This window comes from Alcaligenes sp. Me129 (genome assembly GCF_050487245.1).
GTDB lineage: Bacteria > Pseudomonadota > Gammaproteobacteria > Burkholderiales > Burkholderiaceae_B > Alcaligenes > Alcaligenes phenolicus.
In genome coordinates, this window is sequence record NZ_JBKQGX010000006.1 from 228,467 (window position 1) to 239,492 (window position 11,026).

At 57.0% G+C, this 11,026-nt stretch carries 11 protein-coding genes; 8 read left to right on the plus strand and 3 right to left on the minus strand.

The genetic code is table 11. The annotated features are described in order from the left end of the window. The first annotated feature begins 1 nt into the window (after position 1). From ACLPGZ_RS08940 to ACLPGZ_RS08975, 8 genes are all read left to right on the plus strand, one after another. Positions 2-910, plus strand: coding sequence for a polyprenyl synthetase family protein (locus ACLPGZ_RS08940; protein ID WP_022983568.1), 909 nt, complete (start codon positions 2-4; stop codon positions 908-910). A gap of 113 nt (positions 911-1,023) precedes the next feature. Continuing rightward, complete coding sequence (gene dxs, locus ACLPGZ_RS08945) at positions 1,024-2,889, plus strand: 1-deoxy-D-xylulose-5-phosphate synthase (RefSeq protein ID WP_022983569.1); 1,866 nt, start codon at positions 1,024-1,026, stop codon at positions 2,887-2,889. Positions 2,890-3,038: 149 nt separating this feature from the next. Next, positions 3,039-3,842, plus strand: coding sequence for a GTP cyclohydrolase FolE2 (gene folE2, locus ACLPGZ_RS08950; RefSeq protein ID WP_022983570.1), 804 nt, complete (start codon positions 3,039-3,041; stop codon positions 3,840-3,842). A 143-nt stretch (positions 3,843-3,985) separates the two neighbouring features. Further along, positions 3,986-4,384: a 30S ribosomal protein S6 gene (gene rpsF / locus ACLPGZ_RS08955; RefSeq protein WP_009457573.1), complete on the plus strand. Its 399-nt coding sequence runs from the start codon at positions 3,986-3,988 to the stop codon at positions 4,382-4,384. A 13-nt stretch (positions 4,385-4,397) separates the two neighbouring features. Continuing rightward, positions 4,398-4,715, plus strand: a complete 318-nt coding sequence (priB, locus tag ACLPGZ_RS08960; RefSeq protein WP_009457572.1) for a primosomal replication protein N — start codon at positions 4,398-4,400, stop codon at positions 4,713-4,715. An 89-nt stretch (positions 4,716-4,804) separates the two neighbouring features. Next, positions 4,805-5,077, plus strand: coding sequence for a 30S ribosomal protein S18 (rpsR, locus tag ACLPGZ_RS08965; protein WP_003802444.1), 273 nt, complete (start codon positions 4,805-4,807; stop codon positions 5,075-5,077). Positions 5,078-5,095: 18 nt separating this feature from the next. Further along, a complete protein-coding gene (rplI, locus tag ACLPGZ_RS08970) occupies positions 5,096-5,551 on the plus strand; it encodes a 50S ribosomal protein L9 (protein WP_009457571.1) in 456 nt (151 codons plus the stop codon). A 274-nt stretch (positions 5,552-5,825) separates the two neighbouring features. Next, on the plus strand, positions 5,826-7,196 hold the full coding sequence (locus ACLPGZ_RS08975) for a replicative DNA helicase (protein ID WP_009457570.1): 1,371 nt from the start codon (positions 5,826-5,828) through the stop codon (positions 7,194-7,196). 144 nt (positions 7,197-7,340) lie between these two features. On the opposite strand, the gene ACLPGZ_RS08980 is transcribed toward ACLPGZ_RS08975, so the two are convergent. From ACLPGZ_RS08980 to ACLPGZ_RS08990, 3 genes are all read right to left on the minus strand, one after another. After that, positions 7,341-8,312 carry a bile acid:sodium symporter family protein gene (locus tag ACLPGZ_RS08980; RefSeq protein ID WP_088450771.1) on the minus strand — a complete coding sequence of 324 codons (972 nt, stop codon included), beginning with the start codon at positions 8,310-8,312 and terminating at the stop codon, positions 7,341-7,343. After that, positions 8,309-9,301, minus strand: coding sequence for a 4-hydroxythreonine-4-phosphate dehydrogenase PdxA (pdxA, locus tag ACLPGZ_RS08985; protein ID WP_035270748.1), 993 nt, complete (start codon positions 9,299-9,301; stop codon positions 8,309-8,311). The genes ACLPGZ_RS08980 and pdxA overlap by 4 nt, the downstream gene beginning before the upstream one ends. A gap of 116 nt (positions 9,302-9,417) precedes the next feature. Further along, positions 9,418-11,026, minus strand: a 1,609-nt coding sequence (locus tag ACLPGZ_RS08990; RefSeq protein WP_429641137.1) for a PhoH family protein, incomplete at its 5' end; no start/stop codon positions are given.

Below are 11,026 nucleotides of genomic sequence, written 5' to 3' on the forward strand. Positions count from 1 at the left end.
GATGAGTTCTACCAGTTTTTCTGATTGGCTGCAGGCGCGGGTTGAGCAGACTGAGACCGTACTGGAACAATTGCTGCCCCCTGTCAGCCAGGAACCTGCTCGTTTGCACGAAGCCATGCGCTACTCGGTGCTGGGTGGCGGCAAGCGCGTGCGCGCTGCCTTGGTGTATGCCGCCGGTGAGGCTGCCTTGCAAGGCAAGCCCATGGCCGCAGCCCAATTGAAAGCATTGGAGTTGGCAGCGGCGGCGGTGGAATTGATCCACGCCTACTCGCTGGTTCACGACGATTTGCCGTGCATGGATGACGACAAATTGCGTCGTGGTCGCCCAACCACTCATGTTCAGTTTGATGAAGCTTGCGCCATGCTGGCTGGCGATGCCTTGCAACCCTTGGCCTTTGAGTTATTGGCACAAATGCCGATTGCCCCTGCGCTGATTGTGCAAGCCATTACCCAGTTGGCGCAGGCCGCCGGCAGTGCCGGTATGGCCGGTGGTCAGGCTATTGATTGCGCCAGCGTGGGCATTGCCCTGGACCGTGATCAGTTGCAAGAGATGCACAGCATGAAAACCGGCGCCATGTTGCAAGCCAGCGTTTTGCTGGGTGGTATTGTGGCGGGTGCTTCCTCTACCGTGCGTAATGGTTTGGAAGAGTACGCCCAGGCTGTGGGTCTGGCCTTCCAGGTCGTGGACGATATTCTGGATGTGACGGCTGACACCGCCACGCTGGGCAAGACGGCTGGCAAAGACGCCGCCGATAACAAGCCCACCTATGTCTCCATCCTGGGTATGGACGGATCGCGCGAGTTGCTCGGTGCTCTGAATGAGCAGGCCCAGTTGGCCTTGCGTCCTTTGGGACCTGCTGCGGCACGTCTGACACAACTGGCTGATTACATCGTGGGTCGCAATCATTAAGCGACGCGGGCCTGTGCTACTTTGGCACAGGCCGCGAAGCGTTTTACAATAGCCGATTGGCGATTGTTTTTAGACAGTCGTTTCACTTATTTGCCCGGATAGACGTCTTTAGTATGACAACCGTTTCCCTAGAGCAGATCCAGTCTCCCGCCGACTTGCGCCAGCTTGATCAACGTGATCTTCCCGAGCTGGCACGACAACTGCGCGAGTTTGTTCTGCAATCCGTATCCAAAACCGGTGGGCATTTGTCGTCCAATCTGGGCACGGTTGAATTGACCACTGCCTTGCACTATGTGTTCGAGACTCCCCACGACCGTATCGTGTGGGATGTGGGTCACCAGTCCTATCCGCACAAGATTCTGACAGGCCGCCGCGATCAGATGAGTGGTTTGCGTCAGCAAGATGGCATCTCCGGTTTTCCCAAGCGCTCCGAGTCCGAGTACGACGACTTTGGTACGGCGCATTCCTCAACCTCGATTTCCGCGGTACTGGGGATGGCCGTGGCCTCGCGCAATGCCGGGATCGAGCGTCAGCACATTGCCGTGATCGGTGATGGCGCGATGACGGCCGGTATGGCGTTTGAAGCCCTGAACAATGCTGGTGTAACGCCCGATGTAAATGTGCTGGTGGTGTTGAACGACAACGACATGTCGATCTCGCCGCCGGTGGGCGCCTTGAATCATTATCTGGCTCGCCTGATGTCGGGCCGGTTCTACGCCGCTGCCAAGAATGTAGGCCGTACTGTCTTGCAGCATGTCCCGCCTGTGCTGGAACTGGCGCGCAAGTTTGAAGGCCACGCCAAGGGGATTCTGTCTCCGGCCACGCTGTTTGAAGAGCTGGGTTTTAACTACGTGGGCCCGATTGATGGTCACGATCTGGATGCGCTGGTCTCTACCTTGAGCAATCTGCGTGATCTGGGTGGTTTGCAGTTCCTGCATGTGGTGACCCGTAAAGGGCAGGGCTACAAGCTGGCTGAAGCCGATCCGGTGCTCTACCACGGTCCAGGCAAATTCGATCCTTCTGTGGGTTTGGTCACGCCTACGACCAAGCCGCGCCCTACCTTTACACAGATTTTCGGTCAGTGGTTGTGCGATATGGCCAGGCAGGATCAACGTCTGTACGGTATTACTCCCGCCATGCGTGAAGGCAGTGGCATGGTGGAGTTCGAGCAACAATTCCCCCGTCGTTATTTTGATGTGGGCATTGCCGAACAGCACGCCGTGACCTTTGCCGGTGGCTTGGCCTGTGAAGGGCAGAAGCCGGTTGTGGCGATTTACTCTACCTTTTTGCAGCGCGGCTACGATCAACTGATTCATGATGTAGCCCTGCAGAATCTGGATGTCACTTTTGCGCTGGATCGCGCCGGTATTGTGGGCGCAGACGGGGCAACGCATGCCGGTAATTACGACATCGCCTTTTTGCGCTGCATTCCGAACATGGTGGTGGCCACGCCGTCGGACGAAAACGAAACCCGCTTGTTGCTGACCTGTTGCTATCAGCACCCAGGGCCCAGCTCGGTGCGCTATCCGCGCGGAGCGGGTATCGGTGCTGAAGTGGATCAGGAGCTCCATACCGTGCCGCTGGGCAAGGCCAATCTGCGCCGTCAGGGCAAGAATCTGGCCATTCTGGCTTTTGGTCCCGTGTTGCACGAGGCGCTGAAAGCAGCCGAGGTTCTGGATGCCACCGTGGTAGACATGCGTTTTGTAAAACCTATGGACGAAGCCTTGCTGCAAGAGCTGGCACAAGGCCATCAGGCATTTGTTACCGTGGAAGAGGGCTGTTTGATGGGGGGCGCAGGCAGTGCGGTGCTGGAGTTTGTCAGTCGTGAAGCGCTGGTGATGCCGGTATTGCAACTGGGCTACCCCGACGAATTCATCGACCACGGCGATCAGAAGAAAATTGCTCAGGATCTGGGTCTGGATGCCGCCGGCATCGAGCGCTCCATTCGTGCACGTTTCTCAAGTTTGCTTGAGGCGTGAGGCAATTTCTGCACAGTTTAGGGTTTAAATACCCCAATATGCGCGTTCTTGTTAAGGTTATCGAACCTCGTGTGCGATAAGCGTAAGATAATAATTCATTATTGTTTTTATTTACGGTTGCGGCTCTGTCGTAGCTGAACCTGATGGATATGAATACAGTGTCGGAATCGCCTTTGGCCATGCCAGATGTGCAAAGCAGCACGGATACACGCCGTGTTGCGATTCAGCGCGTGGGTGTGCGCGGGGTGCGGCATCCGATGATGCTGGACCTGCAGGGGCAGGCCGTGCCCACCGTGGCGCAATGGGAGTTGACGGTGGCCTTGCCGCCCGAAGAAAAAGGCACCCATATGTCGCGCTTTGTCGCTTTGCTGGAAGAGTACCGCCGTCAAGCCATGACGCCCGCCGGTTTTGTGCAGATGGCCCAGGCCATGTTGCCTTTGCTCAATGCCGGACGTGGCGACATGACAGCCACCTTCCCCGTTTTCCTGGAAAAAGTGGCGCCCGTATCCGGTGTGGCCAGCCTGATGGATTACACCGTCAGCTGGACAGCACGTGTCGGTGTGGATGCCCAGCCCGAATTTGAGTTGTCCGTACTGGTTCCGGTTACCAGCCTTTGCCCGTGCTCCAAGGCCATTTCGGAGTACGGTGCGCATAATCAGCGCTCGCACGTTACCGTGCAGGCCGTGTTTGCGGATCCGGCTACGCTGGACTTGCCTACGCTGATCAAATCGGTTGAAGAGCAGGCGTCCTGTCAGCTGTGGGGCTTGCTCAAGCGCACTGACGAAAAGTACGTTACCGAATACGCGTACGACAATCCCAAATTCGTCGAAGATCTGGTGCGTGATGTAGCCGTCAGCGTGCGCAGCTTGCCCGGAGTGTTGCGTTATAGCATCGAAGCCGAGAATTTTGAGTCGATTCATAATCACTCTGCCTACGCAAGCGTGCAGGGCTAAGGCTTTTGGCTTGTCAGTCAGCCTTTCTTGGTGCTAGTATCTATGGTTTCTTGCTCGACCCGGATTGAATGGGCGGGCTGTCGCGCTTGGTGCCTGACTGGTTTTACAGCGGGTAGTAGGCGATATCCACAAGGAGTTGTTCCATGCGTCACTACGAAGTAGTGTTCATTGTGCATCCCGATCAAAGCGAGCAAGTGCCCGCCATGATCGAGCGCTATTCGGCGATTGTTACTTCCGAAGGCGGTGCTATTCATCGTCTGGAAGACTGGGGCCGCCGTCAACTGGCTTACCCAATCCAGAAACTGGTCAAGGCTCACTACGTGTGCCTGAACATCGAATGCGGTCAGTCCACCCTGGACGAGCTGGAGCATTCCTTCCGCTACAACGACGCTATCTTGCGTTACCTCATCGCTGGCACGAAGAAAGCCCCTGAAGGCGCTTCGGTCATGATGAAGTCCGTCGAACGCGAAGAAGCACGTAAAGCAAGTACTGAAGCCAGCGCTCCTGCAGCCGCTGAAGCCGAAGCTCAAGCTGAAGAGTAATAGCTCCGACTACGTGAACCAGTTCTCTCTTGCCGGTCAGCTTGTCGACATCAAGCCCTTGCGTTATACGCCGGCTGGTGTCCCAGCTCTGGAATTGGTCCTGGAACACGAATCTTCCGTAATGGAAGCCGGTCACTCCCGGCAAATCGCTTTGACGATGCAGGTAGTGGCTTTGGGAAATAATGCATTGGGTCTGGCAGACACTCCTTTGGGAGCCCGTTTGCAGCTACAAGGTTTTATTGCCCCAGCCCGTAAAGGTTCGACGCGTCTGGTGCTGCATGTACAGCAATATCAGCGTCACTTTCCGGGACAAGGCTCTGTTACGGTTTGACTGGTCTGGCTCGATCGTCGCGAAGTGTTCAACACCTCGCTTCACACTGAATTCTTCCGGGTATAGCCCGGTTACTAACGAGGCACAAAATGGCTTTCCGTAGAGGCAAAGACAAAAAACGCAAATTTGCACAACAGAACCCACTGTTCAAGCGCCGCAAATTCTGCCGCTTCACCGTCGCTGGCGTTGAAGAAATTGATTACAAAGATCTGGACACCCTGCGTGATTTCATCCAGGAAAATGGCAAGATCATCCCTGCACGTTTGACGGGCACCAAAGCTCACTACCAGCGTCAGCTGGACACCGCTGTCAAGCGCGCTCGTTTCCTGGCGCTGTTGCCGTACACCGACAACCACAAATAATCCAGAGGAACCTTAGTCATGCAAGTTATTTTGCTCGAAAAAGTCGCCAACCTGGGTAATCTGGGTGACGTTGTGCGCGTACGTGATGGTTACGCCCGTAATTTCCTGCTGCCACGCAAAGTTGCTCGCCGTGCTACGGCTGCCGCTCTGCAAGAGTTCGAAGCACGCCGTGCCGAACTGGAAAAGCTGCAAGCTGAAAAGCTGGCCGCTGCTCAGGCTCAGAACGAAAAGTTGAACGGCCAAGCTTTCACCCTGGTTCAAAAAGCCGGCGTGGACGGTCGTTTGTTTGGTTCCGTGACCACCATGGACATCGCCAATGCATTGCAAAATGCCGGCTTTGCCGACCTGGTCAAGACTCAGGTTCGTCTGCCAGACGGTCACCTGAAAGCCATTGGCGAGTACCCCGTTCAGGTTGTTCTGCACCCTGACGTGATCGCTGAAATCAACGTTGTGGTTCAAGGCGACGTAGCCTAAGCCTAGCGCGTTGACGCATGGTACATTCTTTCATGGAGTGTATCTGCCAAGCTCAAAAAAGCCGGTGCAAGCCGGCTTTTTTGTTTTCTCTTCATTCTGTTTGAAGAGAGCCAGCACGCCTGCGGCGTGACTGTATTGCCGCATTCGGTCCTGTCAGCCCAGCACGCTGTTGAGCCTGACTGTTCTGACCCCAGATACACATACTGTTCAAGCCCGCACAACACATTCTGTTGGCTGCGGCGTCGATTTTTTTCCTTGATTTGAAGGTATATGCATGGAAAGCAAGTCAGCCAAATCCGATTCAACGCTGGATTACCTCAGGGTCCCGCCTCATTCCATTGAGGCGGAGCAGTCGGTGCTCGGTGGCTTGTTGCTCGATAATGCCGCGTTTGACCGGGTGGCCGATATTGTCACCGACGAGGATTTTTATCGGTTTGATCACAAGCTGATCTGGCAACACATTACCCGCTTGATTGGTCTGGCCCGTCCTGCTGACGTCGTCACGGTCTTTGAGTCCCTGTCGGTTGCAGGCAAGCAGGAAGAGGTGGGTGGGCTGGCCTATTTGAATGCGCTGGCTCACAACACGCCATCGGCTGCTAACATTCGTCGCTACGCCGAAATCGTGCGCGAGCGTTCCACTCTGCGCAAGCTGGTCACCGTTGCTGATGATATTTCCTCGGCCGCCTTCAATCCGCAGGGCAAGGAGGCCCGGCAGATTCTGGACGAGGCGGAAACCCGTGTGTTTCAGATTGCCCAGGAAGGGGCGCGTGGCTCGCAAGGCTTTCTGGAAATCCAGCCCCTGCTAAGCCAGGTGGTGGAACGTATTGACGAGCTGTATCACCGCGAAGGCGATTCGGAAGTAACCGGGGTCCCAACTGGCTTTATTGACCTGGACAAGATGACGTCAGGCTTGCAGCCAGGCGACCTGGTGATTGTGGCGGGTCGTCCTTCCATGGGTAAAACTTCGTTCTCCATGAATATTGGCGAGCACGTTGCGATTGCCCAAGGTTTGCCCGTTGCCGTGTTCTCCATGGAAATGGGCGCGGTACAGTTGGCCATGCGTATGGTCGGTTCGGTCGGTTTGCTGGACCAGCACCGTATGCGTACTGGCAAGCTGACAGCCGACGATTGGCCACGTCTGACACATGCCGTGCAGCAGGTGCAGGAGGCCCAGATTTACATTGATGAAACGCCCGGCCTGTCGTCCATGGAAGTGCGTGCACGGGCTCGACGTCTGGCACGACAGTGTGGCCAACTGGGCTTGATCATTATCGACTACTTGCAGCTGATGTCCTCAAGCGGTGGCGAGAACCGGGCAACGGAAATTTCTGAAATCAGTCGTTCCTTGAAAGGTCTGGCCAAAGAATTGAACTGTCCCTTGATTGCTTTGTCGCAGTTGAACCGAAGCCTGGAGCAACGGCCCAACAAGCGCCCAGTGATGAGTGACTTGCGCGAATCCGGTGCTATTGAGCAGGATGCTGACTTGATCTTGTTTATTTACCGTGACGAGGTCTACAACCCGGACTCGCCCGATAAAGGCACGGCTGAAATTATTATTGGTAAACAGCGTAACGGTCCTATTGGTTCGGTTCGCTTGACCTTCGCCGGAGCCAGCACGCGCTTTCTGGATTACATGCCCAATTAAAAAGCACAGTGGCTGCTTCAGTGCGCGGGCTTGTGAGGCCGTTTGCCAGATGTCAGGACAAAAAAGAGGCATACCTTGGTATGCCTCTTTTTTATTCATCGTTCAGCGTGTATGGGTAGTCAGGCAAGGTGGTTCGCCGTCCTCTTAGTTTTCACTCCGAGCCGCCAGTCTTTTCGCCAGCCATGCACATACCAGTAGCTGCCACTGGTGAAATAACATGATCGGCAAGATGATAGGCCCGACCATGGCACTGGGGAAAATCACGTTGGCAATCGGGATGCCGCTGCTCAGGCTTTTATTGGAACCACACATCAGCAGGCTGACACGGTCCTCAAAGGAAAAGCCCAGCCAGCGCCCCAGGTTCCAGGCCAGCACTTGCGCCAAGGTCAGCAGAACGGCGTTGGACAGCACAATCAGTCCCAAGGCACTCAATGGGGTGGAGGACCACAGGCCGCCCACCACCGCGCCCGAAAAGGCCGTATACACCACCAGCAGAATCGATCCCTGATCCACGACTTTCAGCAGTTGCTGGCGCTTCATGACCCAGGCTCCGATCAGGGGACGCAGCATATGCCCGAAGACAAAGGGGAAAAATAGCTGCAGCATGATCTTTCCCACCGCCTCCAGCGACACGGTGGCCTGGGCGCTGGTGGCACCTGCCAGCATGATGCCGACCAGAAGGGGAGTGATGAACACGCCCAGCAAGGTGGAGGCCGAGGCGCTGCAAATTGACACCGGCACATTCCCTCTAGCCATTGCGGTCAGCGCCACCGCAGATTGCACGGTGCTGGGCAGGCAAGCCAGAAACAGAATTCCCAGGTACAGATTGTCGGTTAGCCAGGGACGCAGCACAGCCGCCACGCCACTGCCCAGAATAGGGAAGAGCACAAAGGTGACGGACAGAATCAACAGGTGCAAACGCCAGTGGGACAAGCCGCCCCAGATAGCTTCGCGTGACAGGCGGGCACCATGCAGAAAGAACAGCAGGGCAATGGCAATCTGCGTGATGTGTTGAAACAGCGGCACGCCCCAACCTTGGGCGGGCAGCAGGCTGGCAAGAGCAACCGTGGCAAACAGCTTCAGCAAAAACGGGTCAATCGGTAAGCGCTTGATCATGCTTGATGCGCGCTCATGGAAAGAGCCATACGGTAGGCATAGCCCAGGGAGGAGGCGTCGGCCTTACCCTGTCCGGCAATGTCGTACGCAGTGCCGTGGTCGACACTGGTGCGAATAAAGGGCAGACCTACCGTCACGTTCACGCCTTCGTCCAGACCCAGCAGCTTGATGGGAATCAGCCCCTGGTCATGGTACTGGGCCACCACAATATCGAACTCTCCCTGACGAGCCCGCATGAAGATCGTGTCGCCGGGCCAGGGGCCGCTGGCCTGGATGCCTTCGGCGCAGGCTTGTTCAATGGCCGGTGTGATCTGCTCAATATCCTCAGAGCCGAATTTGCCACCCTCACCGGCATGGGGGTTCAAGCCTGCCACAGCCACACGGGGCTTGGCGATCCCGGCCTGGGTGCAGGCCAACTGTGCCAGCCGGATGGTTTGCAAGACGCGTTCTGTAGTAATCAGGGAGGGGACACGGGCCAGCGGTTCGTGAATGGTGACCAGAATGGATCGCAAGTGTTCGTTAGCCAGCATCATGGCGTAGTGCTCGGTGTGGCTGCGCTCGGCCAGAATCTCGGTGTGGCCAGGGGCATCGATACCGCCTTTTTGCATGGCCAGCTTGTTCAGTGGGGCGGTGACGATGGCACGGATCAGACCGGCTTGGGCATCATCAATAGCGTGGCACAGGTATTCGTAGGCGCCGCGTCCGGCCTGAGCGTTAACTTCGCCATAGGGCAGATCGTCGGGCAGGGCTTGCCAGCGATTCAGGACGGCAATGAGCCCCTTGGGTGTGCAAACAGGCTGCTCCACCTCCTCGACGTGCCAGTCCTGGTCGGCGCCAATCAGTGTCAGGGCACGGCGCAGCGCACCCGCATCGCCATAGACTACGGCGGGGTGGGGCAGGCCTTCAACAATCAGGCGGGCAATAATTTCCGGGCCTATGCCAGCGGCATCGCCCATGGTAAGCCCGATGGGCTGTGCGGTACGTTTCATAACAGTCATTAAAAATCCTCCACGCTGCGTCTTTGCTGTGCTTGTTGGCCTTGATGCAGCCTGGCGGTAAAAAAAAACCGGGTCCAGGACCCGGTTTGAGTGAGTAGCGATTCGGTTTAGAGTGCGTCGCTGGCGTAATCGGCCAGACGGGAGCGCTCACCACGTTGCAAGGTAATGTGGCCTGCATGCGGCCAGCCTTTGAATCGGTCTACTACGTAGGTCAGCCCCGAACTGCCCTCGGTCAGGTAGGGCGTGTCGATCTGGGCAATATTGCCCAAGCAGACAATTTTAGTTCCTGGACCGGCGCGCGTCACCAGTGTTTTCATCTGCTTGGGCGTCAGGTTCTGCGCCTCGTCGATGATCAGGAACTTGTTCATGAAGGTACGACCGCGCATGAAGCTCAGGGATTTGACCTTGATCTTGGAGCGCACCAGTTCCATGGTGGAGTTGCGCGGAGCCTCGGCGCCTTGTGGGTTGTTCAGGTTGCTGGAGGACTTGCCGGTGCCTAGATGCAGCACTTCCAGGTTGTCTTCCAGCGCACCCATCCAGGGCTGCATTTTCTCTTCCTCGGTACCGGGCAGGAAGCCAATGTCATCTCCTACAGGCACGGTGGCACGGGTGATGATGATCTCGTTGTAGCGCTTGGTCTCCAGGGTTTGGGTCAACGCACTGGCCAGGGCCAGCAGCGTTTTACCGGTACCGGCATGGCCCAGCAGGGAGACGAAATCAAAATCCGGGTTCATCAACAGGTTCAGGGCAAAGTTCTGTTCGCGGTTGCGAGCCGTAATGCCCCAGACGTTGTTCTTGCCGTGACTGTAGTCGCGCAAGGTGGCCAGTACGGCGGTATTGCCAGCGGTTTCGCGTACCTGGGCATACAAGGGATCGTCGCCTTCGGTAAATACGAACTGGTTGACCATGAACTGGCTGCACAGCGGTCCGCTGATACGGTAGAAGGTGGTGCCACCCTGTTGCCAGGACTCCATGTTCTTGCCGTGCTTGGTCCAGAAATTGTCCGGCAAGGGCATGACACCGTCATACAGCAGGTCGGAGTCATCCAGAACGTGATCGTGGCGGTAGTCTTCGGCCAGCAGGCCCAGTGCCTTGGCCTTCAGACGCATATTGATGTCTTTGGACACCAGCACCACTTCGCGTTTGGGCATGCTCTGGGTCAGGGCATTGACCACGGCCAAAATGGCGTTGTCCGCCTTGCCCAGCGGCAGCTGGATAGGCAGGGTGGTATCCAGAGCGCTGGTCTGGAAGGTGACGGCGCCACGCGCTTCGGTATTGCCGATGCCATCCAGATTGATGGGCTTGTCCAGACCATGATCGCCCACCAGCCCTTCCAGGGAGCGGCTGACCTGACGCGCATTGCGGGCCACTTCGGACAGGCCCTTTTTCTGGTGATCCAGTTCTTCCAGCACCATCATGGGCAGGAAGATGTCGTGCTCTTCAAACTTGAACAGCGAATTGGAGTCGTGCAGCAAGACGTTGGTATCCAGCACAAACAATTTGCGCTGGGTGGGGGCCAGACGGGTGCGTTTGCTGGCTGCGCCGGCGACAGGCTTGGGAGCCTGGGCAGGGCTGGCGGCAGCGCTTTTGCTGGGAGCTGCTTTGGCCACACTGGCGGGCGCAGGCGCTGCTGCGGGGGCCGCGGGCGCCGTTTTGACGGGCGCAGGCTTTTTGGAGCGTGGCGTAGCAGCCGCTTTACTGGGGGCGGCTTTGGGG

Bases quoted from the DNA above. Each gene is read 5' to 3' on its own strand.
- ACLPGZ_RS08980 (WP_088450771.1), bottom strand. From the start codon at position 8,312: ATGATCAAGCGCTTACCGATTGACCCGTTTTTGCTGAAGCTGTTTGCC.
- ACLPGZ_RS08975 (WP_009457570.1), top strand. From the start codon at position 5,826: ATGGAAAGCAAGTCAGCCAAATCCGATTCAACGCTGGATTACCTCAGG.
- folE2 (WP_022983570.1), top strand. From the start codon at position 3,039: ATGAATACAGTGTCGGAATCGCCTTTGGCCATGCCAGATGTGCAAAGC.
- rplI (WP_009457571.1), top strand. From the start codon at position 5,096: ATGCAAGTTATTTTGCTCGAAAAAGTCGCCAACCTGGGTAATCTGGGT.
- ACLPGZ_RS08940 (WP_022983568.1), top strand. From the start codon at position 2: ATGAGTTCTACCAGTTTTTCTGATTGGCTGCAGGCGCGGGTTGAGCAG.
- pdxA (WP_035270748.1), bottom strand. From the start codon at position 9,301: ATGAAACGTACCGCACAGCCCATCGGGCTTACCATGGGCGATGCCGCT.
- rpsR (WP_003802444.1), top strand. From the start codon at position 4,805: ATGGCTTTCCGTAGAGGCAAAGACAAAAAACGCAAATTTGCACAACAG.
- rpsF (WP_009457573.1), top strand. From the start codon at position 3,986: ATGCGTCACTACGAAGTAGTGTTCATTGTGCATCCCGATCAAAGCGAG.
- dxs (WP_022983569.1), top strand. From the start codon at position 1,024: ATGACAACCGTTTCCCTAGAGCAGATCCAGTCTCCCGCCGACTTGCGC.